The sequence below is a fragment of the Meiothermus sp. genome (assembly GCF_037443965.1).
Taxonomy (GTDB): Bacteria; Deinococcota; Deinococci; order Deinococcales; family Thermaceae; genus Meiothermus.
Genome location: NZ_JBBINI010000010.1, coordinates 45712 through 69528, shown reverse-complemented (window position 1 = coordinate 69528; position 23817 = coordinate 45712). Strand labels below are relative to the sequence as shown.

Here is a 23817-nt window from a genome sequence, read left to right as displayed (position 1 = left end):
GGGCTTTTGTCCCAGCGTGTCCTCGAGCTAAATACGCTCCAAAACCTCCTCAGTTTGCTGGAAGTAGCCATCCTTGGGAATCAACACATAGCCCCTCGAGCTTTGCGCGGGGTAATAGGGCACCTCGAGGCTCAACTCCCGCCGCACCCCTTCGTAGCGGCGGATCTGCGCGGGGTTCAGTACCGGCCTGGGCCGGTACTGCACAGCTTGGGAGAGGCGTTCGATGAGGAGGGCCAGGTAGGCCGCAATTCCCCAGGTTCGGGCCGCTTTCACAAGGGGTAGTGTAGCCGGAAGCGAAGGGCAAATTGTGAGTACTGACCAACGGCCTTCCCTTTCGGAATTGTACAAGATTATTGTACAATAGGGCCATGGCCATTGAAACGAGTTACAGCCTAGCCAGAGAACAGTTAGCCACACTTCTAGATCGTGTGACCAACGATCTGGAGGTGGTCATCATCAACCGTCGCAACGGAAAGCGTGTGGCCATGGTGGACGCCGATGAGTACGAGCGTCTGATGGAAACCGTACATTTGCTGCGCTCTCCCAAGAACGCCGAGCGGCTGCTGAAGGCGCTCAAGCAGGCTCAAAAAGGCGAGGGTCTGAAGGGCAGCGCCGCAGATCTGCGGCTCGAGGTACTGGGTGGCAAAGGCAAATAGGCCGCGCGAGGCCCTATTCACGCCGGTCTTTCTCGAGGATCTTCGCTTCTGGGTGGACACCGACCGAAAGGTTGCGCTCAAAATTTTCGACCTGATCGAGTCGGTCTTGCGCGAACCCTTTGCTGGGATTGGAAAGCCCGAACCCCTCAAATACCTTGGCCCTGGTATGTGGTCACGCCGGATCACCCAGGAGCACCGCCTGGTTTACCGCGTCTCAGACGAGCGGGTTGATTTCCTGCAACCGCGATACCACTACTGATACCGTTTCCGCTTGAATCCTTCACCGTAGGACGCAGTCAGAGGTGAAGGATTCAAGCCGACCGAAGGGAGTAGAAAAGCATTTCGGTAGTATCGTTTAGGCTTGTCAAAGTGAACGATACTACCGAAATGCGTATGACCGCTTACCGGAAGCGGGTGAGGGGGATTTTTGACCCTAGAGAGCTCAATCTTGGTAAAAAGTGCTCTACAGGCCTGGTCAGGTGCCGTCTAGTTTCGGCTCACCTTGCGGTTCAAAAAGTCCATCAGCACATACCGCCCGATGTTGCCGGGGGTGGTGAGGTAGGCCTTGCCCTTAGTGATCTGCGTGAGCTTCTTGACGAAGGCCAGCAGCTCGGGTTCGCGGGCCAGCATAAAGGTGTGGATGGGAATACCTTCCTTGCGGGCCAGGGTGGCCTCTTTGAGGGTCTCGGCCAGGATTACAGGATCGAGGCCCCAGGCATTTTTGTAGATCTGACCCGAGGGCAGGGTGAGCGCGGAGGGCTTGCCGTCGGTAATCATGATGATCTGCTTCATCTCCCCGCTCATCTTTTTGAGCATCTTGCGGGCCAGCTTGAGGCCTTCGGCGGTGTTGGTGTGGTAGGGCCCGACCTGCACCGTGGGGAGGCGGCCCAGCGGTACTTCCTCGGCGCTGTCGTGGAAGACCCCGAAGCGCACCTGGTCGCCGGGGTACTGGGTGCGGATCAGGTGCGCCAGCCCCAAAGCCACCCGCTTGGCCGGGGTGAAACGGTCTTCGCCGTAGAGAATCATGGAGTGGGAGCAGTCCAGCAGCACCACCGTGTTCATGGCGGCGGTGTACTCGGATAGCTCGATGGTCAGGTCGCGTTCTTCGATGTTTTCCAGCCCCTTCATCACCACCTGCTTGAGCGTCTCGCCAATGTTGATGTTGGGCTGGTCGCCGAACTCGTAGGGCTTGGTCTCGCCGCTCGACTCCACCCCCGAGGCAAAATGCCGGGTGACATGGGCGCCGGGGGCATTTTTGCCCAGGGAGCCCAGCAGAGTGCGCAGGCTTTTGAGGCCCAGAAAGTCCACCGACTTGTTCGTGAGTTCCAACCGGGTGTCCTGGGCCTCGCCCTGTATTCCCTGCCCCTGCGGGTTGGTGGGGTCTTGGCCGGGCATCCGAATAAAGCCCTCATCTTGCAAGCGCTGCATTAAGCGCTGCAATTCCTGCGAGAGCCGGGTGTCCTGAAAATTTTGGGCGTTGCGGGCTTCCTGCAGCCACTCCTCGGGAATGCGGTCTTGCTCCAGCAGGGCTTGCAGCAGGGCGTCCATCAGGTCTTCGGCGGTGGGGCCGCGGTTGGGGTCGGGCTGGTAGCGGTTGTAGGGATCCGAAAAGCCCGAGTCCATCAGGAAGTCCTGGATCATGTCCATCAGGTCGGCGCCGGTGAGGTCGTCGAAGCCTGGTTCGTATTTGGAGTATCGGACGCGCATGGGTTCACTCCCGATCAGTTGCCGCTCCCCCAGCGTTCGCGTTCCCGCTCGATGGGGGCGCTGTAGCTCTCCTCACCACGGGCGATCTTTCGGCGGCCCGCCAGGCCCTCGAGGATAAATTCCCCAGCGGCTACCAGGGCCTCGGGGGTGGTTTGGGGTTCCAGTTTTTTGGCAGCAGCAATCAGCCCCGGTACTTTTTCCATTTCCTTCAGCACTGCTTTAGCGCTGCCCTCGGGCAGGGTGAGGAGGTTGCCGTCGGCGAAGTATTGCACGATTTCGTCTACCTGCAAGCCCCGCGCCCGTTCGCCGTACGACATTCCAAAGGCCTTGAGGAGTAAGTCCTTGGCGACCCGCTCGGCTCCCTGGAGTTCACCCTCGTACTCGAGTTCGATCTTGCCGGTAATAGCCGGCAGGGCCGCATAGAGGTCGAGGGGTCGGGCCACCGGGCGCTCCCCTAGGAGCAACGCACGATGTTCGGCGTTGGACGCCACCAGTTCCAGCAAGCTAATCGAAAGGCGCTGGGAGACCCCCGAGGTTTTGTCCACCCGCTTGTCCTCACGGGCCACAAAAGCCACCGCTTCCGAAGCCTCGGCCACATAGGCTGGCACATACATGCCTTCCTCTCGAGCAATCCAGGCTTCTTGCTGGGTGATGGAGAGGCCCTCCTCGAGGGTTTTGGGGTAGTGGGTGCGGATCTCCGAGCCGATGCGGTCTTTGAGGGGCGTGACAATTTTGCCGCGGGCGGTGTAGTCCTGTGGGTTGGCGGTGAAGGCGATCCAGACATCCAGCATTAGCCGCACCGGATAGCCCCGAATTTGCACATCGCCCTCTTGCAGGATGTTGAAAAGCGCCACCTGCACCTTGGGGGCCAGGTCGGCCACCTCGTTGATACCGAAGATACCCCGGTTGGCACGGGGCAAGAGGCCGTAGTGGATGGCCTCGAGGTCGGCCAGCCCGGTGCCGCGCCTGGCAGCTTTGATGGGGTCAATGTCGCCCAAAATATCGGCCACGGTGGTGTCGGGGGTGGCCAGTTTCTCCACGTAGCGCTCCGAGCGGGGAATCCAGACGATGGGGGCCTCGTCGCCGGCCTCGTCCAGCAAGCGCCGGGCCTCTGCCGAGAGGGGGAAGAGCGGGTTGTCGCGGATCTCGGTGGGCAGCGCTGGCACTTCATCGTCCAGGAGTTCGGTGAGCTGGCGCAAGATGCGGCTTTTGGCCTGCCCGCGCAAGCCCAGCAAAATGAAGTTGTGCCGGGCCAGAATAGCATTGACCAGGTTGGGTATCACCGAGTCGTCGTAGCTCTGGATACCGGGAAAGAGCCGCTCGCCGGCATGCAATTTGGCAATCAGGTTTTCCCGCGCCTCGTCCTTTACGCTGCGGCGGAGTTTCTCCAGGGGGTAGGTGCGCTTGAGCTCACCGAGGGTTCGGGCCTTGGTCATGGGTCAAGTTTAGTCCCGCCTGTCCCCAGACTGTGTAAATCAGATTGGTATTGAAACGTCAGTTCGAAGTTATCCAACAAGCTGAAAAAGTTGAGCCGAAGGTTGAAAGCCCGTCAATCAGCCGAACGGCATCGTAAAGTCCACCCCTACGCGGTAGAGGTGGGTAGGGCGGGGTTTGTTCCGCACCAGTCCATGCAATCACAAGATTGCATGAACGACCTCGGAGCCTACCCCTCCTAGCTGGCCGAAGAACAGCCAGTACCTCCCGTACACTGTGGGGGAGGCTTTAGCGTGAGTCTGCCGTGCAACACCGGTTTATTCTGCTTTTCTATCTCCGAACCGACACTATTGAAATGCAGGCTCGAGGGGAAAGCAGCAACCGAGGGCGATTTCATTTCGTAACTTGCAATGTGTTGACGTAATGGTATTAAACCTTGGCATAGGGTATGGATTTTGCCAACAAAGAACAACGCCTGCGCGATGCGGCTATTGCCGCCTACCGGGCCGAGACCCTGCAAGCCGGGGAAGCCTGGTTCAAAACCATCGCCTACGAGGAACTGCGCCGCGTGCTGGGGGATAAATGGCTCCGCCTGGGGTGCTTCCGCCTGGTGGAGATCTGCGGAACCCGCGAGGTTACGGTGGAAGTGGATGGGGAGCTGTTCTCGGTGGTCGAGGTCGCCAGGGCCCCTGAAGAGCCCACCTCGGTGGTGGTGCGCCACCTGCCCACGGGCCGGGCGGTGGGCAGCCTGGCCCAGCTAGGCGAGGTGCTCCTGGGGGATTCCTAAACCTGTCACCCCATCTGCAACACCGCCACCACCAGTCGCCCTGGCCCGTGCACCCCTTTGACCATAATCTGGCCGATATCGGCGGACTTGCTAGGGCCGGAGTGCAACCCGATGGCCGAGGGCAGCCCGGGTTGTAGGGCCTGTAGGGCCTGCAAAAGGGTCGGGTAAATCTTCTCCTGCGGTACAAACACCAGGTGCGCAGGGGGCAAAAGCTGGGTGCGGCGGCCCTCCTGGCTGCTGAGGATGACCGTGCCGGTCTCGGCTACCGCGCCCAAAGCCCAGGAGATGCCCAGGGGGGCTTCTTCGGGGGGCAGGAGGGGCAATTTAGGGCGCAACGCCTCTGGAACCGTCCGTCCCACCGCCACCCCAGCAAAGGTCTGGGCAAAGTGGCCCAGCCACTCCTGGGCTGCCTCGAGGCCTTCCAGCCGCACCCCCTCTCCCCCGTTTCCCGTCAGGCGCTCGCTGAAGAGGGCCAGGGCTTCCTCGGGCGAAGGCACCGGCAAGACCAGCGGCTCCGGCAGGGCGATCTGGGGGCGGTGCTCGAGGCCCCGCCGGATACGGCCCAAGATTCGTTCGCGCATACTGGGAGTATAGCAAGGGCAGGTGGGCCGCCGAGGCTTGGCAGAAGCCGGAGCCCGTTTGATTGCTTACGGGGATGCTGCTCCTTTAGCATAGAGTCAAATGATCCTAGTGTTGAACGGCCCCAACCTGAACCTGCTGGGCAAGCGCGAACCAGAGGTGTATGGAAAAACCACCCTGGAAGAGTTGGAAGAACTCTGCGAGGCCTGGGGCGCGGAGCTGGGTTTTGGCGTGGCCTGCCGCCAGTCCAACTTCGAGGGGCAGCTGGTGGAGTGGATTCAGCAAGCCGCCGACGAGGGCTTCCGGGCCATTGTGCTGAACCCTGGGGCCCTCACCCATTACTCGGTTGCTCTGCTGGACGCGGTGCGAGCACAAACGTTGCCGGTAGTCGAGGTACATCTCTCCAATATCCACGCCCGCGAGGAGTACCGCCGCCACTCGCTCACGGCCATAGGCGCCAAGGGCATCGTCTCGGGCTTCGGGCCCATGTCCTACAAGATGGCGCTGGTCTACCTGGCCGACCTACTGGAGGCCCAGCCATGAGGGTACACTGGCAGGAAGTGGCCATGGTCGCGGCCATCGCCTGGATTTTCACCCTAGTGGCCCAAATTCCGCAGGTGGGCTTCTGGAAAGCGTTGTGGCTGGGGCTTCCGGTGGCCCTGCTGGCCGGGGGGGCCTACGGGCTGCTGATGCCCTGGGTACTCCGCTGGGCGGCTCAAAGAGACACCCCCGATGATGAAACCAGAATATGAAGGCGCAGCTCGCAGGCTTTTAGCAAGCAAGGCGTTCTTTGCCTTGGGGAACCGCCGCATCCACCTCGACCTCGGCCAGGGGCATTACCCAGGGCCTACCGCTGGGGTGCTGGGTCTGGACAAAAGGCAGGCCATAAACCGCCTGCAGGCGTGCGGGCTGTAAAACTTCAGCCGGCTGACCCCATGCCTCTACACGCCCCTGGTGCAGCAGCAGTATGCGGTCGGAGAACAGCCCGGCCAGGTTGAGGTCGTGTAGCACCACCAGCACCCCCCAGCCCATCTGGACCAAACGCCTGCACAGGGCCAGCACCTCTACCTGGTGTTTGGGGTCGAGGTGATTGGTGGGCTCATCCAGCAGCAGCAGCCGTGGTTCCTGGGCCAGCACCCGGGCCAGGTCCACCCGGCTCTGCTCCCCACCCGAGAGGGTTTGGTACCGGCGGGTGGCGAAGTGCAGCGCACCGGTCTGGCTCAAGGCGCGCTCGGTGGCCTGGTGATCCTGGGGGTTTTCGGCCCGGCGCTCGAGGTGGGGTAGGCGGCCCAAAAAGGCCACCTCATAGGCGTCAAAGGGGAAATTGATCTCACGCCGCTGGGTCAGCACCGCGCGTTGAAGGGCCAGCTCGAGCGGCCGGTACCTGGCTAAGGGCCTGCCCATTAGCTCGATCTGCCCCGAGTCGGGCCTCACCTCGCCCGATAAAAGCCGCAGCAGGGTGGATTTGCCAGCGCCGTTGGGCCCGATGACGCTCAGCATCTGGCCGGCCTCGAGGCGAAAGGAGATGTTCTCAAGCAGGGTTTTCCCTCCTACAGCATAGCGAAGCGAGCGAGCCTCCAGCATCACACCACACCTTCCACACAAACCCTAGCGGGCTGCCCCCTGCTTGAAACGCAGCAGCAGCCAGATGAAGAAAGGAGCCCCCAGCAGGCTCGTCACCACACCCACCGGCAGCTCGGCGGGCGAGGCCACGGTGCGGGCAATAAGATCGGCCAGCACGCTCAGGCCAGCTCCCAGGAGCATCGAACCGGTCAACAGGTAGCGGTGATCCGGCCCAGCCATCAGCCGGAAAAGATGGGGGGCCACCAGCCCGATGAAGCCCACCCCACCCGCTGCTGCCACCGCAGTGCCCACCGCCAGCGCGGCCAGGGCCACGGCCTGGCGCTTGAAACGCTCGAGGTGCACCCCCAGATGAAAGGCCTCGCTTTCACCCAGAACCAGCGCGTTCAGCGGGCGGGCCAGACGCAGCAGTCCCCAGAAGGCCAGCAGCGCGGCGGGGGCGATGGAGACCAGCCCCCCCCCAGGTGGCCCCACTGTAGCCGCCCAACGTCCAGAAGGTAAGGCTACGCAGTTGCTCGTCGGTAGCACGGGCCACCAGCAGGCCAATGAGGGCCCCTGCCAGGGCGTTGATGGCAATCCCCGCCAGCAACAAGGTCAGAATCTGCACCCGCCCCCCGCTGCTGGCCATGAACCAGACCGCCAGGGTAGCCAGCAACCCCCCCACAAAAGCTGCGAACGGCAGGGCGTAAACCTCCATAAAACCCGCCCCGGGCAGCAGGATGATAAAGATGGCAGCCCCCAAGGCAGCCCCAGCGCTCACACCGATCAGGCCAGGGTCGGCCAGGGGGTTGCGGAACAGCCCTTGCATAACCGCGCCCGAAAGGGCCAGCAAGGCCCCCACTAGCAAAGCCAGCACAACCCGGGGAAAGCGAACCGATACCAGCACCGCATAGGCCTGCTCTGAGCGCTCCCATAGGATGCGGGGAATCTCCTGGGGTGGGATGTAGTAAGCTCCGAGGCCTGCCGCGATCAGCACCACCAGGGGAAGAAGCAACGCCAACCCCAGGAGCACTGAGCGATAACGGCCAGAGGCTTTATAGAAAGACGAAGGTTGCATGGCAATTGATCTGCCTCAGGTCAGCAGGGCGTGCTGGTCAAGCTGCAGCTCGCGCACGGTCACGCCATCCTTATCGTGGCGCACCACCTGGCGCCGGCTGGGCAACCAAACCCCCTCAACCCGAACATAGCGATCGTCGAAGGATTCCACCGCTTCAATCGCGCCTTGGGCATTGCGGTAGGTGACGGTAAAGTGCTGGGGCAGGTGGTACGCCCCAGCCGGTACATAGTTGTGGATGTGGATGCGAAAGGAGCTATCAGGCAAGTTGCGCTCAACCATCCGGACGTGGTTATCCTGCACCCACAGAACGGAGCGCATGGCGTCCTCGAGGCGCACCCCCACCCCCAGCGGGGTTTCCCCTTCGAGGTGCATGGGGTACTGGCCCTCGTTCTGTGCAAAAGGCCGGGGGCTACGGTGGGCCAGCATCGAGGCCAGTTCCTGGCGCGGCCAGGCTTGCAGGTCTTCGAGTAGGTGCAGCTCAATTTCCTTGGGCGAGCGGGCCACCAGGCTACCCTGGTGCCAACTGCCCGCCAGGTATACCCTTAGGCTGGCCCTGAACCCAGTAAACCCCTCCGGTAGGGTATAGGCTTGGTTGCGGGCTGCTTCCAGCAGAACGTAGGCTTTTTCCTGAACAGAAGGCATGTTGTGCTCCTATTCCTGCGATCCAGCGATAAAAAGCCCGCTGCGTTCGTAGGCCCCCACAAACAAGTCCAGCGCAGCCCGGCCCGCCCGGGGACCAAAACCGCCCAGGTAGAGGTCGTCGATGGCCACCACCCGACCGTTCTGGCCGGCGGGGGTCTGCATCACCCCGGGTAGCTTGCGCAAACCCTCTAACCCGCCAATGCTCTCCAGGCCCCCGGTAAACACCATAAACACGTCGGGCTGGGCAGCAATCACCGCCTCGGCGGTCATCTGCTGGCAGTTCTGGATGCCTTTGGCCGCATTGACAATGCCGGCCAGCTCCATCATCCCCACCGGGTTGGAACCCTGGCCACAAACATAGGTTACGTTGGTGCCGCGCAGGTACAGGAAGATGCCTTTAAGCTGTTTGCGTGCAGTGGCCTGGCGCTGCTTAGAACGTAGCACCAGCAGGTCACGCTCGAGGCGGCGCACCAGTTCCTCACCACGCTCAACCCGACCCACCGCCGCGGCAATTGTGCGGATTTTTTCTTTAGCCCCCTCGAGGCTGGGCTTGTCCGGCACCCGCACCACCGTGACCCCAGCGGCCGCTAGCTGATCAAAAACGGTTGGAGGGCGCACATCCTCCCGGCCCAACACCAAGGTGGGGTGCAGAGAAAGTATGCCCTCAACGTTGAGCTGGAACTGGTAGCCCACCGTGGGCAGCTTGTTGACGCTGGCCGGATAGTAGCTGCTGGTATCGCGGCCCACCACCCGATCCCCCACCCCCAGGGCAAAGAGAATCTCGGTAGTCACACCATTGAGCGAGACGATCCGCTCAATGGAGCGCACCGTGACGGTTTGACCCCTTGAGTCTTTGACGGTAAAGGGCTGGGCCAGCCCATAGCCCAACAGACAGAGCCCCAATCCGATAACGATTTGTTTCATAAAACTCACCTCTTTTTTTGAACCTTGGAATTCAGCCCCCATACCGCTGTCCCCAGCTAAGAAGTTGTGACCTCGAGCGCGGCCGAATCGGTGAACACCTCAAAGGTTTCCAGCGAGCTATGTCCCATAAACACTTCGCGGGGCAGGGTTCCACTTCTGGCATGACCCTGCCTGAACTCGGGGCTTTCCACCCAGTTTTTGAAGTGCTGTTCGCTTTCCCAGAAGGTCATGACCACATAGGGTTGATCGGGCTTCTGTGGGCGCAGCACTAGGTTGCGGATGAAGCCCGGCATGCGATCAACCAGACGGGCCCGCTCGCGGAAATTTTGCTCAAACAGCTCAGCATACGCGGGGTTGACCGGTATGCGGTTCATGGTGATGAACATCCTTTTCCCTCCTTAACCTCACCCGCTCGCTCAACGAGCCGGTGCTTGAGGCCCAGCTTGCTAGCGCCGGTTGGGCTCCTCCGGGAAGAAACCTGAAGCACGTTCCCTTCCCACATTCTGGCCGTCAGTCTATACAGGCAATGGCTGCAAAGTCAAGTAATCCGGTCGGAATATATATATTTAGTAAAGAGAACTATTCGCAACAGCCCGTCCCCCCTGATCCAAAAAACAAACCTCCCCCATGGGGCGGGGGAGGCGCACAACCTCGAGGCTACCGGCCTATCAGACGCCAGGCGGTAGGGAGGAGGGCCGCAGCGATGGCGGCTTTGATCAGGTCACCCAGCAAAAAGGGGATCATCCCGGCTTGCAGCACCCCCCAGACCCCGCTGTAGCGCCCCGCGCCCGCCAGCGCAAAGCCCAGCCAGGTCACGCCGATGGCGTAGATGAGCAGGCTGGCCAGCAGCATGGCACCAAAGGTTTTGAGTGCGCTGCGATCGGTGCCGTAGCGCTCAACCAGGTAGCCCACCAGGTAGGCCGCCAGGGGAAAGGCCAGCAGGTAACCGGCGGTAAAGGCGATGCGGGGATGAAACCAGGTGGCCCCCCCGGCAAACACCGGCAGCACCAGGCCCTCGAGCAGGTACGCCACCACCGCCAAAAAGCCCAGCCGGCTGCCCAGCGCGGCCCCCACCAGCAGCACCCCCAGGGTTTGCAGGGTGATGGGCACCGGCTGCAAGGGAATCACCGCCTGCGACAAAAGCGCCAGCAAAAAGCTACCCAAAAGCACCAGCAGCAGGTCGCGCTGCCAGCTCCGGGCGGGGAAAAGCGACTTCGAGAGGGGTAGATAGGGTAGGCTTTGGGTTGGGTTCATACGCTTCCTCCTAAGAAACCGATCAGTTCCACATCGCCAGCGCCGACATGATGGGTTGTGCCTGCGCTTTGCAGCACCAGCGCGCCATCGGGGGCAATATCGGTGGCCTGGCCCTCGAGCACACCCCGCGGCGTGGTCACCCGCACCTGCTGGCCCAGGGTGTAGCTCTTGGCTTTATAGTCGTGCAAAACCCCCCCTAGGTCGTGGTGGAGTTGGGCATAGCGGGCTTCCAGTCGTTCCAAAAAACGAGCCAGCACCTGAACCCTGGATACCTCCCCGAACTCGTCCAGATAGGCGATCTCCGACTTCCTGCGCCCGGCTCGGTGGACGTTGAGCCCAATTCCCAGAATCACGAAGGCCACCTCCTCGCCGCTAATCTGGGCCTCCAGCAGTACCCCGGCCATCTTGCGGTAGGTCGGTTTTGGTGCACGCTTATCCATCGCCAGCAGGTCGTTGGGCCACTTCAGGCCACCCACGCCGCAGGCCTCGCACAGCGCCAAACCGGCGGCCAGGGACAACAACGGCAGGGTGGAGAGCGGAAGCCGGGGGCGGAGCAACACCGAGAAGGTCAGGCTATGGCCGGGTTCGCTGTCCCAGGGCCGCCCACGCCGGCCCCGGCCCTTCTCCTGGCGCTCCGCCAGCACCACCGAACCCTCTTCTGCGCCGTCCAGGGCCCAGTTTTTGAGCACGTCCTGGGTGCTGCCAACCGTTCCCAAGTAGGCGTAAAAGGCCCCAAAACTACCCCCGTGAAGGGCCTCCAGGGCTTCGGGGGTGGGGGTTCCGGGCCTCAGGCGATAGCCTTGGCCCCGCTGGGTTTGCACGGGATATCCGGCCCTGCGCAGCGCCTCCGCCTGCTTCCACACCCCGGCCCGGCTGATGCCAAGCCGCTGGGCCAGGGTTTCGCCGCTCTGGTATTGGTCGTGCAGATGGGCCAGCAGCAGAGGCACGTCAACCAAATTATTCTTTTTGGGTTGACCGGCGCAAGGGGCGGCCTGCTTTCAACTGCGCCCAATGCACATGCCTCACAGCAGTTACCAGCAACACTCCATACAACGCGAACTACAGCACCGACCGGTTTTATCCAGTATGGGGGGTCGGCTTCGACCAACTCAGCCGACCTTCGGCGGGCTTGGCCAACTCTCTCAGGTCTACCGGTTATCAGCCCTGCCCTCCACCGTTTGAACGACTTAAGCAATCCCTCCTTGGTTCACCCATGAGAGCGGGCTGGCGAATAAGCTATGGGTGTGTGGAAGTGGCTTATCTGGATGGTGGTGGGCCTGGCGAGCGCCGCAGCACAGCAACCCATGCAGCTTTTGGCCGGGCACCGTGCCCCGGTGGGGGCGGTTGCCCTGGGCCCGGGCGGGGTTCTGGCCGTGGGGGCCGATGCCTATATTCAGCTTTATGGTCCCGATGGGCGGTTTTTGCGCACGCTCAGTGGGCACGCCGATACAGTACGCACCCTCGAGTTTGCCAGGGGCGGTGCGCTGTTGAGCGGCTCAGCCGACACCACACTGAGGCTCTGGAACACCAAAACCGGAGCGACCACGGGGGTGTTGCAAGGGCACAACGGCCAGGTCTGGTCGGCCCGTTTGAGTCCGGATGGTCGGCGAATTTTGAGCGGCAGTGCCGATGGCGAGCTGCGGCTATGGACGCTGCAAGGGGAAACCCAGGGGATAAGCCCAGGGCGGAACTGGATCTACGGGGTGGGGTTCTCACCCGATGGCAGGCTGTTGGCCGCGGGTGGGCTGGATGGGGTGTTTTTGTGGAACCCCGGCAGCGGCAGCCCGCTACCGCTGTTAGGGCGGTTGTCGGTACGGGCCCTGGCCTGGGGACGTGATGGACGCCTGGCCACCGGCGACCGCGATGGGCAGATACAACTGTGGGATGTGGAGGGGCGCTTTTTGCAGCAGTGGAACGCCCACCAGCTCGCGGTGGGCGCCCTGGTCTGGAGCAGCGATGCCCAGCTCATCAGCGGCGGGCAGGACGGCCAGATTATCTTCTGGGACACAGGCCGGCCCCAGAAAACCCTCCAGACGGCCTCGGTGCTGGCCCTGGCTGTGGAGGGAAACCGGCTCCTGAGCGGCCACGACGATGGGCGGGCCCGGCTGTGGAGCCTGCAAGGGGCGCTGCTGCGCACCCTCGAGCCCCCCGCGGCCTCGGTGAGCGCCCTTGCCTACAGCCCCGACGGAAGGCTGCTGGCCAGCGGGGGCTGGGACGGCGAGGTCTGGCTGTGGAACCGCCAGGGCCAGCCCATCCGCCGGTTGAGCGAGGCCACCCTGGAAATTACCGCCCTGGCCTTCAGCCCGGACGGACGACACCTGGCCGTGGGTAGCCGCGACGGCCTGACCCGCATCTACCAAACCACCAGCGGACGGCTGGTGCAGAGCCTCGAGGCCCACGGCAACGGGGTGGGGGCCCTGGCCTTCGCCCCCAACGGGCGGGCCCTGGCCACCGGCGGACGCGACCGGCTGATCCGGGTCTGGGACTGGCGGCAGGGCCAAAAAGTGCTCGAGTTTCGCGCGCACGAGTCGCATCTGACTGGCCTGGCCTTTAGCCCTGATGGGCGCACCCTTTACAGCAGCAGCAGCGATGAAAGCCTGGCCTGGTGGGCCCTGCGTCCCGAGGGGGTGGGGCTCCTGCGCCGGGTCATGGCCCACGCCAGGGGCATTTATGGCCTGGCCCTGAGCCCCAGCGGACGCCTGCTGGCCACCGCCAGCCACGACCAGACCCTCAAGCTCTGGGATGCCCAGTCGGGGAAGCTGCTCCGATCCCTGGAGGGACACACCGAGGCCGCCCAGGCCCTGGCCTTCTCGCCCGACGGCCAGCGGCTGGCCAGCGTGGGCTGGGACAAGACCCTGCGCCTGTGGAGCGTACAGGGGCAGCTTTTACAGACCACCTCGGGGTTTGTGCGGCCCCTCTACGCGGTGGCCTGGGCCCCTGATGGCCGGCTGGCCGTGGGCAGCGGCACCCTGCGGCAGGCCGGAACCGTGGCTTTATTCAAACCCTAGTCTATCCAATCCTGCGCGTGAGTGGCACATAAAGCGCCACTCACACCGTTTCCGCTTGAATCATTCACCGTTGGACGTAGCCAGAGGTGAAGGATTCAAGCCGACCGAAGGGAGTAGAAAAGCATTTCGGTAGTATCGTTTAGGCTTTCAAAAGTGAACGATACTGCCGAAATGCGTATCACTTGCCGCGCTAAGTAGCGCGTCCGAGGATCCCTTCCGTTATTTTTTAGGTCAGCTACGAGCAGAATCGGTTAGGGCATTTCCAGCCAGACCCGCCCATAGGGACGCACCTCACCCTGGGGGAAGGCCTGCTGCAAGAGTTCCTGCAAGAAACGCCCCGCCATGGGCAGCAGGCCGGTGCAGCCCTGGTTCACGTAGATAAACACATAGCCGGGCGGGCGGGGCGACTGGCTAAAGGTGAGCACCCCGGTGTATTCCGGAAAAGCCTCGTAAAAAATAGCCAGAAGGCCCTCCAGCAAGGCCCTGGCCTCGGGCAGGGGCTCACCCTCCAGCGGGCGCACCCAGAAGGTAACCACCTTGAGGGGGGTCATGACCGGCCTCCGTGCTGCCAGACCGGCACCTGCCGCAGTAGATCGGCCAGTTTTTTCGCCCCCTCGGCCAGGCGCGGCCCCGGACGGCCCAGGTAGGCCTCCTCGAGGGCGAACACCTGCTTATGCCTCAGGGCAGGAATTTTCAGTTCACGCTGCAAAACCACCTCTGGGCGCAGTTTTTTCGCCCCGCACCACGAGACTGTAATCAGGTCGGGCTGGGCCTCCTCCACCAGGGCGGGGGTGAGGGGTTGGGAGCGCACCGGCAGGTGGGCAAAGGCGTTTTCCGCCCCCAGCGCCTCCAACATCTGCGTTACCCAACTGTGTTGCCCGGCGGCAATCATGGGCCGGGGCCACCACTCCACCATCACCCTGGGGGGGCGCACCCAGTTGGGCAGCGAGCCCCGGGCCTGGGCGATCATCCATTGCATGGCCCGCACCACATGCCGGCCCTGCGAGGCCACCCCCAGGAGACCCGCCACCCGCATAATATCGCCGTAGACGTCTTGCAGGCTTTGCGGGTCGAGCACCACGTGGGGGATTTGCCGCGCCTGCAAACCCTCCACCACCCGCTCCATGCCCGGCACGCTCAGGCTGGCCAGCACCAGGTCGGGCTTCAGGGCTTCGACCCTGTCCAGGTCAATCTGGAGGTCGGGCCCCACCCTAGGCAGCCGGGCGACTTCGGGGGGAAAGTCGGAGTTGCTGTCCACCCCCACCAGCCTATCCAGGCAGCCCAGGGCCCAGACGATCTCGGTGTTGGAGCAGGTCAGGCTTACCAGGCGCATACCAGCCCCCACTTAACGGCGTTTTTTGACCAGCCACTTCTCCTCGGCGAAGCCTTCGCGTTGGTTGACGACTCGAGCCAGCGTAAAAAGCAGATCCGAGAGCCGGTTGAGGTAGCGCAGGGCCTCCGGGTTCACCGCCTCGGTGCGCATCAGCTCCACCACCCGGCGCTCGGCCCGGCGGGAAATGGTGCGGGCCAGGTGCAGGGCCGCCGCCGCGGGGTGGCCGCCGGGGTGGATGAAGCCGGTGAAGCGGGGGGCTTCCTCCTGGTAGCGGTCAATCAGGGCCTCGAGCTTCTCCACGTCCGAGGCGTCCATGCGGGCTAGGTTGCGCTCGTAAGGGCCGCCGGCGCGGGTCGCAAGGTCGGCCCCCAGGTCGAAGAGGGCGTTCTGGAGGTACTCGAGGTCGGCCTCGATATCGGCATGGGCCGCGCCCAGGGCCGCGCGGGCCAGCCCGATGGCGCTGTTGGCCTCGTCCACCGTGCCGTAGGCTTCCACCCTGGGGTGGTCCTTGCCCACCCGGTCGGCCCCGTACAGGCCGGTCTCCCCCGCATCGCCGGTTTTGGTGTAGATTTTCATGCTTTCATTTAACCGCACATTTGCCGAAACCAATTGGGTTCAAAAAGACACCATACATAAAACGTTAGCAGAATCGGCAGAGGCCCTCCGACCCCGGCCCTTTGCCCAGCCAGGGTCATGCCCCCTCCGAAATGAGAATGAGGTCGTCCAAAAACTCGAAATCGCGGCGGTTGTGGGTTACTAAGGGAATCTCCAGGGCCCTGGCGGTAGCGGCAATCCAGGCGTCGCCCGCGCCGATGGGGCGGCCCTTGGTCAGGGCTTCGCTGCGAACCCTGGCCCAGGCGGTGCAGATCTCGTCGTCGGTGTGCACCACCGCGCAGTTCGAGAGCAAAACCTCGAGGCGGCGTCGCTTGTGCTCACCCCAGTTCCTGACCAAAGCCCCAAAGCGCAGCTCGGCCATGGTCTGAGCGGCCACCAGCAGTTGGTGGCCCTCCAGAATCGGCTGGTAGACCCCCCACAGGCTGTGCTCGTTGTAGGCGTAGCTGATGATGTTGGTGTCCACCAGCAGGTTCATCGGGTCACCGAGCCCTTCTTGCGGGGTTTTTGGGGCCAGGCTCCTCAAACAGCTCGAGCAGCCGCCGGTCGCGCGCCTGGCTTTGCTCGAGGTCGGTCTGGCGGGCCTCCTCGAGTACTCGCAAGAACGCTTCGTCCTCGGCCTTTTCTTCGGGGGTCAGGGGCGGCAGGGCTTTTTGTACCTCCTCCCAGTGAAAGGGCCTGACACCCTTTAGCAGTCGGGCCAGCCGCGCCTCTTTGGGGGTCGGGCGCTTCTCGAGAATCTCGTCGAAGCGCACCGGCCTGCCCAGGAGTCGCTCGAGGCCCGCCATTAGCTTGTCGAGGGTCTCGAGTTCCACCGCCTTGGCCTTGTTGTTGACCAGGTTGTAGACGGTGGTTTTGGACAGCCCGCTGGCCTCGGCCAGCGCCAGGGGGGTTTTCTTGTGCTGGCGAAGGAGGAGCTCGAGTTTAAAGTAGGTATTTACCACCAATCAATTTTACAAGAGGTTTAGGAAAAGTATGTATGCCAATCAGATAAGCTGACGTAATTCATCCGAAAGATTGAAAGTGGTCAATTGCGTGTATCTCCAGGGTTTGCCTTGAACAACGCTGGCTTGACGACACCATTCCCGAAGAGCAGCTTGTCGGGTTAAGTCGGACACGGCCCCCGTCTGAATTATGTCACTCAGGTATGTGGCATGGGCAAATTCTGCCACGAAGTCGGGTTGATACTGTTCTTCCGATGTCACTGAGCGGTAGATTTTGAACTGGCCACACAGGTCGAGACCAACGTGTAGACTCCCGTTCAAGGAAGGCGGCAAGCTCGAAGTCAGATACCCCATCCAGCACTTGCACTGGGTAAACACAGCGCTCGAAACCTGTGAACTCTTGCCAGCCGTCGGTGTGGTGCTTCTCGGCTTTGAAGTCACAGAAACCTTGTTCACCACCCGTTGATCCTTGCAGCCCCTCAATAACACAACTCGAGGGTGACACATTCCCTATAAGGCAGTATTGGTGCGTAGTCCTGCTAAATATGTAGCCTGTTGGACCAGCCTTCATACAAAGAACCGGGTTGTACTATGGTCTCATGCGCAGGGGAAGTGTGCTGAGCATCCTGGAAGAACGATTACCGGGTCTGGCCGAGCGCTACGGCATTAAGAGCCTGTATCTGTTCGGCTCCACCGCCCGCGACGATGCCGACTCGAGCAGCGACGTGGATTTTCTGGTGCGCTTTGAGGAGCCCACCTTCGAGCACTACATCGGCCTCAAGCACGAGCTCGAGGACATGCTCGGCAGCCAAGTAGACCTGGTGAGCGCTAAAAAAGTGCCAGCCGATCTACGCCCGCATATCGAAACCGATGCGGTACAACTGGTTTGAAAGGTGCTTATGCGCGACCCCGATCTCCCCAACCCACACCTACTGCCCAGGGTTCACCTCGAGCAGATGAAGCAAGCAGCCCAGCGCGTATTGGACTACACGGCTGGGATGAGCTTTACCGACTTTGCTGCCGATGGGCGCACCCAGGATGCGGTGTGCTACAACTTGAACCAGCTAGGCGTCATCGCTGCCACCATGCACGCAAGGGTGCGAGAGGAGATAGGGGGGCTGGACTGGCGCAGAATTCTGGATCTGCCCGAGATCGTAAGCCGCCTGCATTTTGGCATCCAGGACGAAATTCTCTGGGACTTAATCCAGCGCACCCTGCCCTACTGGCTGGTGGTGCTGGAGGAGACCTTGGAGCAGCAGCCCCGTTGAGCGATTGGGCTGGGGAGTGCGTCGTGCTCATTAGGCAACGAAAAGTAGCCACCGTTTGGGGCTTCCACTTTTTAGCTTTTGACCACAACCCCCTCTAACGCGGTTCGCCCCCATCTCCACAAACACGCCACCAGGATGTTCCCAATGCTGCGTAGCCTCAAAACCCTTTTCTGCTTGGTCGCCTGGATGGGGTGGGCCTGGGCCCAGACCATCTGTGTGCCTCCAGTGGGGGGTACGCCCGGTCGTCCGGTCACCGGTTACGCCGCTCCCAGCCTCGAGCCCTACGACCGGGTGATGCACCAGCTGATGGAGCGTTACCAGATTCCCGGCGGCGCCCTGGCGGTGGCCAAGGAGGGGCGGCTGGTGCTCTTTAGGGGCTACGGCTGGGCCGATCTGCGGGCCAAAGAACCCGTGCAACCCGACTCGCTGTTCCGGCTGGCCAGCCTCACCAAGCCCATCACCGCGGTAGCAGTGCTGCACCTGGGCGAGAGCCTGGTGTTTCGAGGCATCTACCCCGACCTGAACACCTTCTTGAACGAAAAAGCCTTCAACTTCGTCAAAATCAGGCCCTACAGCGGGCAGATCGCCGACCCCCGGCTGAAGCACATCACCCTGCGCGATCTTTTGCAGCACTCGGGGGGTTGGAACCGCAACTGGGCCGGCGACCCCATGTTCCGCCCAACGCTGGGCGAGATCGCCAAAGCCATGCAGCGTTCCGAAAAGCTCTCGAGCCAGGAACTCATCGGCTTTATGATGAGCCGCCCGCTCCAGTTTGCCCCTGGCACGCGCTCGGCCTACTCCAACCTGGGCTATGCCGTGCTGGGACGGGTTATCGAGGGCATCAGTGGCCAGCGCTACGAGACCTACGTGCGCGAAATGCTCGGGCAGATGGGCATTTATAGCGTACGAGCCGGCAAAACCCGCCTGCAAGACCGCCTGCCGGGCGAGGTGCGCTACTACGATTTTCCAGGAGCACCCCTGACCCGTTCGGTGGTAGACGGCAGCCTGGTCAACCGGCCCTATGGCGAGTTCTACCTCGAGGCCCACGATGCCAACGGGGGTTTGGTGGCCACTGCGCCGGACCTGGCGCGCTGGGTGGTGGTACTGGAAGGCTTGCGCAGCCAGGCCGCCCCCCTCTCCCGCGAGGCCCTGGAAGAGATGTTCCGCCGCCCCCGGCTTGCGCAATACGCCCAGACCCCGCGCTACTACGCCCTGGGTTGGGGGGTGCGGGTGCCCCAGCCCCGGCTGGCTACCCCTGCCCATCTGGCGGGAGCCGCGGGCCAGGGCAGCAGCGAGACCCGCACCCTTCCACAGAAGCAGCCCGTGGTGCTGAGCCTGCCCTTCGACCAGCTCGAGTGGAGCCACGACGGGGCCTTTGCCGGCAGCCGCACCCTGCTTCTGCGTTTGCCGGGCCGCGTGGTGGTGGTGGCCCTCTTCAACAGCCGCCCCTGGAACGACGGGCGCTTTATCGCCGAGCTCAGGCGGGGGCTCGAGAACGCCACCCAGGCCGTCCAGCACTGGCCCGAGTACGACTGCTTCTAGACGCGCACGCCCAAAACCACTCTCATATAAAGCGATAAACTTGCCCTATGCACCGCGTGCTTTCTGCATTCCTTGTCCTGTGTTCCCTCGCCCTGGCCCAGACCACCCACACCGTCCAGCCCGGCGAGACCCTCTACCGCATCGCCAGGCAGTACAACACCAGCGTGGAAGCCCTGCAGGTGCTGAATAACATCGCAGACCCCACCCAGCTTCGAGTAGGGCAGGTCTTGCGGGTAACCGGACAGCCTAGCCCAGCCCTGCACCGGCTTACCCAGGCCCCGGCCCCCATCGAGGCCCTCGAGTGGCCCCGCGAGACCACCCAGGGCCATCTGGCAGTGATCCGCATCGCAGCCCCGGCGCCGGTACAGGGCGAGGTGCGTTTTCTAGGCAACACCTACCCCCTCCAGCGAAACCGCGTGCTGCTGCCTATACCGGCCCTGCAAGCCCCTGGGGTCTACCCCGCCCGGCTGCGGGTGGGTGGCGCGGAGGTGGGGCTCGAGGTGCGGGTGGTGGCCGGAAGCTTTGGGCGCTTTGTGCTGCGGCTCCCGCCCGACCGCCAGGCCCTGCTGGTGCCGGAGCGGCTGCGGGCCGAACGGCTCAAGGTGGTGGGCTCCTGCGACTTCGACCGCCCCCAGCAGTGGCGGGGCCCCTTCCGAAAGCCCATCCAGACCAACCGCATCACCGACCCCTTCGGCACCCGCCGCAGCTACGACCAAGGGCGCACTTACTCCTACCACGAGGGACTCGATTATGGCGTACCCGAAGGCACCCCGGTCTATGCCCCGGCCCCCGGCGTGGTGGGCCTGGCTGAGCGGCTCTTTGTGCGGGGCAACGCCGTCACCCTCGACCACGGGCTGGGGGTGTGCAGCGGCTACTGGCACCTCTCGCGCATCGTGGTAAAGCCGGGCCAGACCGTGCAGGCCGGCGACTTGCTCGGCTACTCGGGCAACACCGGCCTGTCCAACGGGCCCCACCTGCACTTTGAGATCCGGGTGCGGGGCATCCCCACCAACCCCGCCCCCTGGTTCCTGAGCGTTCCCTGACCCGGCGGCCTACGGGCCGACACTGCGCGCGGGGCGAACCCCTTGCTCGGTGGCCAGAAACTGCACCGGCACATCCCAGGGGTCGTGGGGCAGCTCGGTCACCACCAGCGCCTCGGCCACCAGGCCCACCGTGAGGGTGCGCGGGGGTAGCTGAGCCAAAAAGCGGTCATAGAAGCCCTGCCCATAGCCCAGCCGGTGGCCCCAGGGGTCGAAAGCCAGACCCGGCACCAGCACGGCATCCAGCACCTCGGGCTCCACCCTGGGGGCGTCTGTCACTGGCTCCCAGAAGCCATATTTATGCCTCACCAGCTTGCAGGGCAGGGGGTGGACTTCCAACTGGTAGGTGCGGGCCCTGGGCAGGTAATAGGTGGCCGGGTAGAGGCTTTGCAACCCAGCAGGGTCTAGCTCGGAGCCAAACGCACTGTAGAACAAAACATGCTGTGCCCGCCGCTCAAATAAGAAGTGGGTTAGGTGCTGGTTGACCTGGACTGATAGCTGGGAAACCGGCAATTTGCCCCGCACTTCCTTGGCCCAGCGCCGGAGTTCTGCTTTGGTCATGGGTTCCAGTATCCCATCCAGAAGGGCTGATAGCCGATAGCGGTTGGTCAAAAGCCAGGCGTTGTGGCCGACCTTGAACGTTGTGACCCATTCCGTTGACAGCCTGAGCCTACTTCTGTCAATATACTTGATTATTGAGGGAAGCGACCCCTCAAGACAAAATCCCATCTTGTCTAACAGGAGTCCGTCATGCCCAGGTACGTTTACCAGAACCTCGAGACCGGCGAACACTACGAGTTCGAACAGCGCTTTCACGACCCCGCCTATACCCACCACCCCGAGACCGGCGCCCCCATCAAGCGTCTGATTTTTGCCCCGGCGGTGGTGTTTAAGGGTTCAGGTTGGTACGTCAACGATTCCAAGTCGCACAACAAAACCAACCCCTCCCCAAAGGCCGAATCCAAAAGCGAGGGTTCCCAGAACGTAGGCGGTGCCGCTGCCGATTAGATTGGTTCTAACAAGTTCATGTCCGAAGCTACAAGCTGCGCAAAAGCTTGTGGCTTTTTCTTTACCCCTCTGCTCCTTTCGCAGGAGGCGTTTTATCCGTGATACTGGTAGCGTATCGTTGAGGGGGTGAGGTGTGTATGTTTCTACTCTTGGGAATCGTCGTGGCCATTTTGGGTATTTTTTTACTAGCGCAGCCTGGTGCCCGCCGGGCTTTGGGGGTTCCGCTCTTGCTGGCCGGACTGGCGATTGCGGCCATCTCGCAGAGCTTTGTGGTGGTTCCGGCGGGTAATGTGGGGGTGGTATTCAATGTGTTTGGTGGTGTACAGCCGAACCCCCTAGGTGAAGGCTTCCGCATCGTGATACCCGGCATTCAAAACGTCATTCTGTATGATGCTCGCTTGAAAGAAGTAACCCTGGCCAAGGGCCCCGCTCCTTCTGGGGCTACCACGCCGGGTGAGGACGCCATCAATGCCCGCAGTAAAGAGGGCTTGGATATAGGCGTAGATGTGACGGTGCAATACCGTATCAAGCGGGACGAGGCTGCCCAGCTACACCGCAACCTGGGGCCAAACTACCTCGAGACCCTCATTACCCCACAAATCCGCAGCAAGGTGCGCGACGCGGTAGGCTTGTTCAACGCTGCCGAGCTCATCAGTACGCAGAGAACTCAGCTCGAGGCCGCCGTTACCAAGGAACTGCGCGAAGACCTTGGCGCACAACACATCGAACTGATCTCGGTGCTGTTGCGCCGGATTGATATTCCGCCCTCGGTGGCCAAGGTGATTGAGGAAAAGCAAACCGCCGAGCAGCAGGTGCAGGTGGAGGTCAACCGCCGCCAACAAGCTGAAATTGCTGCCCAGCGGGCGGTAGTACAGGCCAAAGGCGAGCGCGATGCTGCTATTTTGCGAGCCGAAGGCGAGGCCCAGGCCATCCGCCTGCGCGGCGAGGCCCTGCGGCAAAGCCCCCAGGTTGTCCAGCTCACCGTGGCCGAGAAACTGGCCCCCAACATCCAGACCATCATGGTGCCCACCACGGGTAACTTCTTGCTTGACCTGCGTAGCTTGCAACCAGCCCAGCCTGCTCAGCCCGCGCGCTAGAACGCGAGTCTAGTGGTTTGGTAAGTTAACTCAAGTTGCCACCTATCCTGACTACGCAGAAAATAAAGGCCACTATGAGCTGGACTGTTCTAGTGGCCTTCTGCATTATAGACGACCTGCTCAAGACCCTCGGACACCGGGACGACCCCCAGAGCAAGACCCCCGCCAGCCTCGTCCTCACCCTCTGGATTCTGGCCGCCCTGGCTTTCGCTGGAAAGCATAAGCACGCCCTGATCTATGCCAAAGCGCAGGGTCTTTTCAGCTACATCCCCTTCCCCACGCCCCGCCCCGGCGTGGCGGGAGCCGACGGCTGCACAGCTTGTCTGACTGGATACCTTACCCCTGCCGGTCTGTGAAAACATCCGCGCACCCCGTTGCCGCCTGGCCCCTACCCGCCAGTACCGGGGCTACATTCCCAGCAAACGCAGCTACTTCCACGGTCTGAAGCTTCACCTGGTCTGCACGGATCACCCGTGGATCAGCGAGGTGATCCTCACCCCCGGTTCCACCGCGGACATGGAGGGGTTGTATCGGCTGCCGCTGGACTTAGCAAGGGGAAGTGAGCTGTACGTGGATCGGGGGTACACCGACTATCAGGCCGAAGATGACCTGGCCATGGCTGAGGGCATCCGGCTGCGCGTCATCCGCAAACGGAACTCCAAGCGCTACCAACCGGCATCGCAGTGGATTGCCCAGCAGGGGCGGCGGGTTATCGAGTTGGTGGGTGCTGCCCTGACGGAACTATTCCCCAAGCGCATACATGCCACGACCCTCCAGGGCTTTGTGCTCAAGGTGTGGGGCTTCATCTTTGCCCACAACTTCAGGCGGCTGGCCGGTATTTTGTAGGTAGCAACTTGGGTTAACTTTAAGTAGGGCTCGAGCCGCGCCCTGGCCTCCGGATTCCCGCCTGCCATCAGGCCATAGCCATTCTCCAGGCCCCAGACCCCGCCCGAAACCCCCACATCGGCAAACAAAATGCCATGCTCGGCAAGCTGATGCCCCCAGCGTTGCGAGTCTTTGTAGTTCGAGTTCCCTCCATCCACGAGGAGATCACCTGGGCTCAGCAGCTCAGCCAAGCGCTGCAAGGTCTGTTCTGTCGCGTCTCCGGCAGGAAGCATCAACCAAACCAAGCGCGGGGTTTTGAGCAGGGACGGGAGGGCCTCGAGGGTCTCGGCCACCGCAGGGCCCTCCCTCGAGACCTCCTGAGCAGCATTCACATCGCGGTCGTACCCCACCACCCGAACCCCCGCCCGCAGCAGGCGGCGGGCAATGTCGCTGCCCATTCTTCCTAGGCCTACAATACTGATTTCCATGCTTCCGAGTCTATCGCTCCCAAGCGGTCTG

The 23817-nt window shown here is 62.6% G+C and carries 30 protein-coding genes and 2 pseudogenes; 14 read left to right on the top strand and 18 right to left on the bottom strand.

Annotated elements, in window-relative coordinates; all coding sequences use genetic code 11:
- Nucleotides 1-27 precede the first annotated feature (27 nt).
- Complete coding sequence (locus WKI89_RS07515; protein ID WP_337868553.1) at nucleotides 28-273, bottom strand: hypothetical protein; 246 nt, start codon at nucleotides 271-273, stop codon at nucleotides 28-30.
- A 95-nt stretch (nucleotides 274-368) separates the two neighbouring features.
- Between WKI89_RS07515 and WKI89_RS07510 the strand changes: the two genes are divergently transcribed.
- A complete protein-coding gene (locus tag WKI89_RS07510) occupies nucleotides 369-656 on the top strand; it encodes a type II toxin-antitoxin system prevent-host-death family antitoxin (protein ID WP_337868552.1) in 288 nt (95 codons plus the stop codon).
- Nucleotides 640-915, top strand: coding sequence for a Txe/YoeB family addiction module toxin (locus WKI89_RS07505; RefSeq protein ID WP_337868551.1), 276 nt, complete (start codon nucleotides 640-642; stop codon nucleotides 913-915). Before WKI89_RS07510 ends, WKI89_RS07505 begins: the two co-directional genes overlap by 17 nt.
- Before the next feature lie 227 nt (nucleotides 916-1142).
- Here WKI89_RS07505 and WKI89_RS07500 read toward each other — a convergent pair whose 3' ends face one another.
- Together WKI89_RS07500 and WKI89_RS07495 are read right to left on the bottom strand one after the other, a co-directional pair.
- Entirely contained in the window at nucleotides 1143-2363 is a 1221-nt protein-coding gene (locus WKI89_RS07500; RefSeq protein ID WP_337868550.1) for a VWA domain-containing protein, read from the bottom strand.
- Between the two features lie 14 nt (nucleotides 2364-2377).
- On the bottom strand, nucleotides 2378-3799 hold the full coding sequence (locus WKI89_RS07495; protein ID WP_337868549.1) for a sigma 54-interacting transcriptional regulator: 1422 nt from the start codon (nucleotides 3797-3799) through the stop codon (nucleotides 2378-2380).
- A gap of 446 nt (nucleotides 3800-4245) precedes the next feature.
- On the opposite strand from WKI89_RS07495, the gene WKI89_RS07490 reads away from it, so the two are divergent.
- Complete coding sequence (locus WKI89_RS07490; RefSeq protein WP_337868548.1) at nucleotides 4246-4584, top strand: hypothetical protein; 339 nt, start codon at nucleotides 4246-4248, stop codon at nucleotides 4582-4584.
- A 5-nt stretch (nucleotides 4585-4589) separates the two neighbouring features.
- Here the strand turns inward: WKI89_RS07490 and WKI89_RS07485 are convergent, their stop codons facing one another.
- Nucleotides 4590-5165 (bottom strand): LUD domain-containing protein, encoded by a 576-nt coding sequence (locus WKI89_RS07485; RefSeq protein WP_337868547.1) that lies wholly within the window; start codon nucleotides 5163-5165, stop codon nucleotides 4590-4592.
- A gap of 100 nt (nucleotides 5166-5265) precedes the next feature.
- On the opposite strand from WKI89_RS07485, the gene aroQ reads away from it, so the two are divergent.
- Together aroQ and WKI89_RS07475 are read left to right on the top strand one after the other, a co-directional pair.
- The gene (aroQ, locus tag WKI89_RS07480) at nucleotides 5266-5706 is read left to right on the top strand and encodes a type II 3-dehydroquinate dehydratase (RefSeq protein ID WP_337868546.1); all 441 of its coding nucleotides are present in this window, start codon (nucleotides 5266-5268) and stop codon (nucleotides 5704-5706) included.
- The gene (locus WKI89_RS07475; RefSeq protein WP_337868545.1) at nucleotides 5703-5915 is read left to right on the top strand and encodes a hypothetical protein; all 213 of its coding nucleotides are present in this window, start codon (nucleotides 5703-5705) and stop codon (nucleotides 5913-5915) included. Before aroQ ends, WKI89_RS07475 begins: the two co-directional genes overlap by 4 nt.
- A gap of 19 nt (nucleotides 5916-5934) precedes the next feature.
- Here WKI89_RS07475 and WKI89_RS07470 read toward each other — a convergent pair whose 3' ends face one another.
- The 7 genes and pseudogenes from WKI89_RS07470 to WKI89_RS07440 form a co-directional block, all read right to left on the bottom strand.
- Entirely contained in the window at nucleotides 5935-6747 is an 813-nt protein-coding gene (locus tag WKI89_RS07470; protein ID WP_337868592.1) for a heme ABC transporter ATP-binding protein, read from the bottom strand.
- 24 nt (nucleotides 6748-6771) lie between these two features.
- Nucleotides 6772-7801, bottom strand: a pseudogene (locus tag WKI89_RS07465) (iron ABC transporter permease).
- Between the two features lie 15 nt (nucleotides 7802-7816).
- Nucleotides 7817-8443 carry a DUF3386 family protein gene (locus WKI89_RS07460; RefSeq protein ID WP_337868544.1) on the bottom strand — a complete coding sequence of 209 codons (627 nt, stop codon included), beginning with the start codon at nucleotides 8441-8443 and terminating at the stop codon, nucleotides 7817-7819.
- Between the two features lie 9 nt (nucleotides 8444-8452).
- Nucleotides 8453-9367, bottom strand: coding sequence for a hemin ABC transporter substrate-binding protein (locus tag WKI89_RS07455; protein ID WP_337868543.1), 915 nt, complete (start codon nucleotides 9365-9367; stop codon nucleotides 8453-8455).
- Between the two features lie 56 nt (nucleotides 9368-9423).
- Nucleotides 9424-9753, bottom strand: coding sequence for an antibiotic biosynthesis monooxygenase (locus WKI89_RS07450; protein WP_337868542.1), 330 nt, complete (start codon nucleotides 9751-9753; stop codon nucleotides 9424-9426).
- Between the two features lie 271 nt (nucleotides 9754-10024).
- Nucleotides 10025-10621, bottom strand: coding sequence for a biotin transporter BioY (locus WKI89_RS07445; RefSeq protein WP_337868541.1), 597 nt, complete (start codon nucleotides 10619-10621; stop codon nucleotides 10025-10027).
- Nucleotides 10618-11568, bottom strand: coding sequence for a biotin--[acetyl-CoA-carboxylase] ligase (locus WKI89_RS07440; protein ID WP_337868540.1), 951 nt, complete (start codon nucleotides 11566-11568; stop codon nucleotides 10618-10620). Before WKI89_RS07440 ends, WKI89_RS07445 begins: the two co-directional genes overlap by 4 nt.
- A gap of 297 nt (nucleotides 11569-11865) precedes the next feature.
- On the opposite strand from WKI89_RS07440, the gene WKI89_RS07435 reads away from it, so the two are divergent.
- On the top strand, nucleotides 11866-13629 hold the full coding sequence (locus WKI89_RS07435) for a WD40 repeat domain-containing protein (RefSeq protein ID WP_337868539.1): 1764 nt from the start codon (nucleotides 11866-11868) through the stop codon (nucleotides 13627-13629).
- Between the two features lie 251 nt (nucleotides 13630-13880).
- Here the strand turns inward: WKI89_RS07435 and WKI89_RS07430 are convergent, their stop codons facing one another.
- The 5 genes from WKI89_RS07430 to WKI89_RS07410 all read right to left on the bottom strand — a co-directional run bounded on the left by WKI89_RS07430 (nucleotide 13881) and on the right by WKI89_RS07410 (nucleotide 16518).
- A complete protein-coding gene (locus WKI89_RS07430; protein ID WP_337868538.1) occupies nucleotides 13881-14180 on the bottom strand; it encodes a hypothetical protein in 300 nt (99 codons plus the stop codon).
- On the bottom strand, nucleotides 14177-14962 hold the full coding sequence (locus tag WKI89_RS07425) for a cobalamin-binding protein (protein ID WP_337868537.1): 786 nt from the start codon (nucleotides 14960-14962) through the stop codon (nucleotides 14177-14179). Before WKI89_RS07425 ends, WKI89_RS07430 begins: the two co-directional genes overlap by 4 nt.
- A 12-nt stretch (nucleotides 14963-14974) precedes the next feature.
- The gene (locus WKI89_RS07420; RefSeq protein ID WP_337868536.1) at nucleotides 14975-15538 is read right to left on the bottom strand and encodes a cob(I)yrinic acid a,c-diamide adenosyltransferase; all 564 of its coding nucleotides are present in this window, start codon (nucleotides 15536-15538) and stop codon (nucleotides 14975-14977) included.
- A gap of 115 nt (nucleotides 15539-15653) precedes the next feature.
- Nucleotides 15654-16052, bottom strand: coding sequence for a type II toxin-antitoxin system VapC family toxin (locus tag WKI89_RS07415; RefSeq protein WP_337868535.1), 399 nt, complete (start codon nucleotides 16050-16052; stop codon nucleotides 15654-15656).
- A 4-nt stretch (nucleotides 16053-16056) separates the two neighbouring features.
- Nucleotides 16057-16518: a helix-turn-helix transcriptional regulator gene (locus WKI89_RS07410; RefSeq protein ID WP_337868534.1), complete on the bottom strand. Its 462-nt coding sequence runs from the start codon at nucleotides 16516-16518 to the stop codon at nucleotides 16057-16059.
- A 599-nt stretch (nucleotides 16519-17117) separates the two neighbouring features.
- Between WKI89_RS07410 and WKI89_RS07405 the strand changes: the two genes are divergently transcribed.
- The 4 genes from WKI89_RS07405 to WKI89_RS07390 all read left to right on the top strand — a co-directional run bounded on the left by WKI89_RS07405 (nucleotide 17118) and on the right by WKI89_RS07390 (nucleotide 20371).
- Entirely contained in the window at nucleotides 17118-17408 is a 291-nt protein-coding gene (locus WKI89_RS07405; RefSeq protein WP_337868533.1) for a nucleotidyltransferase domain-containing protein, read from the top strand.
- A gap of 9 nt (nucleotides 17409-17417) precedes the next feature.
- Nucleotides 17418-17786: a HepT-like ribonuclease domain-containing protein gene (locus WKI89_RS07400; protein ID WP_337868532.1), complete on the top strand. Its 369-nt coding sequence runs from the start codon at nucleotides 17418-17420 to the stop codon at nucleotides 17784-17786.
- Between the two features lie 144 nt (nucleotides 17787-17930).
- Nucleotides 17931-19328, top strand: a complete 1398-nt coding sequence (locus WKI89_RS07395) for a serine hydrolase domain-containing protein (RefSeq protein ID WP_337868531.1) — start codon at nucleotides 17931-17933, stop codon at nucleotides 19326-19328.
- 47 nt (nucleotides 19329-19375) lie between these two features.
- Nucleotides 19376-20371: a M23 family metallopeptidase gene (locus WKI89_RS07390; protein WP_337868530.1), complete on the top strand. Its 996-nt coding sequence runs from the start codon at nucleotides 19376-19378 to the stop codon at nucleotides 20369-20371.
- Nucleotides 20372-20380: 9 nt separating this feature from the next.
- Here the strand turns inward: WKI89_RS07390 and WKI89_RS07385 are convergent, their stop codons facing one another.
- The gene (locus tag WKI89_RS07385; RefSeq protein ID WP_337868529.1) at nucleotides 20381-20929 is read right to left on the bottom strand and encodes a 5-formyltetrahydrofolate cyclo-ligase; all 549 of its coding nucleotides are present in this window, start codon (nucleotides 20927-20929) and stop codon (nucleotides 20381-20383) included.
- A gap of 189 nt (nucleotides 20930-21118) precedes the next feature.
- Here WKI89_RS07385 and WKI89_RS07380 point away from each other — a divergent pair, with 189 nt between their 5' ends.
- From WKI89_RS07380 to WKI89_RS07365, 4 genes and pseudogenes are all read left to right on the top strand, one after another.
- Nucleotides 21119-21376 carry an FmdB family transcriptional regulator gene (locus tag WKI89_RS07380; protein ID WP_337868528.1) on the top strand — a complete coding sequence of 86 codons (258 nt, stop codon included), beginning with the start codon at nucleotides 21119-21121 and terminating at the stop codon, nucleotides 21374-21376.
- 137 nt (nucleotides 21377-21513) lie between these two features.
- Nucleotides 21514-22473, top strand: coding sequence for a prohibitin family protein (locus tag WKI89_RS07375; protein WP_337868527.1), 960 nt, complete (start codon nucleotides 21514-21516; stop codon nucleotides 22471-22473).
- 74 nt (nucleotides 22474-22547) lie between these two features.
- The gene (locus tag WKI89_RS07370; protein WP_337868526.1) at nucleotides 22548-22829 is read left to right on the top strand and encodes a hypothetical protein; all 282 of its coding nucleotides are present in this window, start codon (nucleotides 22548-22550) and stop codon (nucleotides 22827-22829) included.
- Nucleotides 22801-23235: pseudogene (locus tag WKI89_RS07365) on the top strand (transposase); the annotation flags it as partial. The gene WKI89_RS07370 and the pseudogene WKI89_RS07365, both read left to right, overlap by 29 nt.
- Here the strand turns inward: WKI89_RS07365 and WKI89_RS07360 are convergent.
- A complete protein-coding gene (locus WKI89_RS07360; RefSeq protein WP_337868591.1) occupies nucleotides 23139-23756 on the bottom strand; it encodes an NAD(P)-binding domain-containing protein in 618 nt (205 codons plus the stop codon). The pseudogene WKI89_RS07365 and the gene WKI89_RS07360 sit on opposite strands and share 97 nt — an antisense overlap.
- Nucleotides 23757-23817 lie beyond the last annotated feature (61 nt).

What these genes read in the sequence shown, in the direction of transcription:
- WKI89_RS07425 (WP_337868537.1), bottom strand. Translation starts at nt 14,962, where the DNA reads ATGCGCCTGGTAAGCCTGACCTGCTCCAACACCGAGATCGTCTGGGCC.
- WKI89_RS07510 (WP_337868552.1), top strand. Translation starts at nt 369, where the DNA reads ATGGCCATTGAAACGAGTTACAGCCTAGCCAGAGAACAGTTAGCCACA.
- WKI89_RS07375 (WP_337868527.1), top strand. Translation starts at nt 21,514, where the DNA reads ATGTTTCTACTCTTGGGAATCGTCGTGGCCATTTTGGGTATTTTTTTA.
- WKI89_RS07485 (WP_337868547.1), bottom strand. Translation starts at nt 5,165, where the DNA reads ATGCGCGAACGAATCTTGGGCCGTATCCGGCGGGGCCTCGAGCACCGC.
- WKI89_RS07370 (WP_337868526.1), top strand. Translation starts at nt 22,548, where the DNA reads ATGAGCTGGACTGTTCTAGTGGCCTTCTGCATTATAGACGACCTGCTC.
- WKI89_RS07415 (WP_337868535.1), bottom strand. Translation starts at nt 16,052, where the DNA reads ATGAACCTGCTGGTGGACACCAACATCATCAGCTACGCCTACAACGAG.
- WKI89_RS07495 (WP_337868549.1), bottom strand. Translation starts at nt 3,799, where the DNA reads ATGACCAAGGCCCGAACCCTCGGTGAGCTCAAGCGCACCTACCCCCTG.
- WKI89_RS07390 (WP_337868530.1), top strand. Translation starts at nt 19,376, where the DNA reads ATGCACCGCGTGCTTTCTGCATTCCTTGTCCTGTGTTCCCTCGCCCTG.
- WKI89_RS07455 (WP_337868543.1), bottom strand. Translation starts at nt 9,367, where the DNA reads ATGAAACAAATCGTTATCGGATTGGGGCTCTGTCTGTTGGGCTATGGG.
- WKI89_RS07395 (WP_337868531.1), top strand. Translation starts at nt 17,931, where the DNA reads ATGCTGCGTAGCCTCAAAACCCTTTTCTGCTTGGTCGCCTGGATGGGG.
- WKI89_RS07430 (WP_337868538.1), bottom strand. Translation starts at nt 14,180, where the DNA reads ATGACCCCCCTCAAGGTGGTTACCTTCTGGGTGCGCCCGCTGGAGGGT.
- WKI89_RS07400 (WP_337868532.1), top strand. Translation starts at nt 17,418, where the DNA reads ATGCGCGACCCCGATCTCCCCAACCCACACCTACTGCCCAGGGTTCAC.
- WKI89_RS07445 (WP_337868541.1), bottom strand. Translation starts at nt 10,621, where the DNA reads ATGAACCCAACCCAAAGCCTACCCTATCTACCCCTCTCGAAGTCGCTT.
- WKI89_RS07450 (WP_337868542.1), bottom strand. Translation starts at nt 9,753, where the DNA reads ATGTTCATCACCATGAACCGCATACCGGTCAACCCCGCGTATGCTGAG.
- WKI89_RS07500 (WP_337868550.1), bottom strand. Translation starts at nt 2,363, where the DNA reads ATGCGCGTCCGATACTCCAAATACGAACCAGGCTTCGACGACCTCACC.
- WKI89_RS07470 (WP_337868592.1), bottom strand. Translation starts at nt 6,747, where the DNA reads ATGCTGGAGGCTCGCTCGCTTCGCTATGCTGTAGGAGGGAAAACCCTG.
- WKI89_RS07420 (WP_337868536.1), bottom strand. Translation starts at nt 15,538, where the DNA reads ATGAAAATCTACACCAAAACCGGCGATGCGGGGGAGACCGGCCTGTAC.
- WKI89_RS07475 (WP_337868545.1), top strand. Translation starts at nt 5,703, where the DNA reads ATGAGGGTACACTGGCAGGAAGTGGCCATGGTCGCGGCCATCGCCTGG.
- WKI89_RS07360 (WP_337868591.1), bottom strand. Translation starts at nt 23,756, where the DNA reads ATGGGCAGCGACATTGCCCGCCGCCTGCTGCGGGCGGGGGTTCGGGTG.
- WKI89_RS07380 (WP_337868528.1), top strand. Translation starts at nt 21,119, where the DNA reads ATGCCCAGGTACGTTTACCAGAACCTCGAGACCGGCGAACACTACGAG.
- aroQ (WP_337868546.1), top strand. Translation starts at nt 5,266, where the DNA reads ATGATCCTAGTGTTGAACGGCCCCAACCTGAACCTGCTGGGCAAGCGC.
- WKI89_RS07460 (WP_337868544.1), bottom strand. Translation starts at nt 8,443, where the DNA reads ATGCCTTCTGTTCAGGAAAAAGCCTACGTTCTGCTGGAAGCAGCCCGC.
- WKI89_RS07405 (WP_337868533.1), top strand. Translation starts at nt 17,118, where the DNA reads ATGCGCAGGGGAAGTGTGCTGAGCATCCTGGAAGAACGATTACCGGGT.
- WKI89_RS07490 (WP_337868548.1), top strand. Translation starts at nt 4,246, where the DNA reads ATGGATTTTGCCAACAAAGAACAACGCCTGCGCGATGCGGCTATTGCC.
- WKI89_RS07385 (WP_337868529.1), bottom strand. Translation starts at nt 20,929, where the DNA reads ATGACCAAAGCAGAACTCCGGCGCTGGGCCAAGGAAGTGCGGGGCAAA.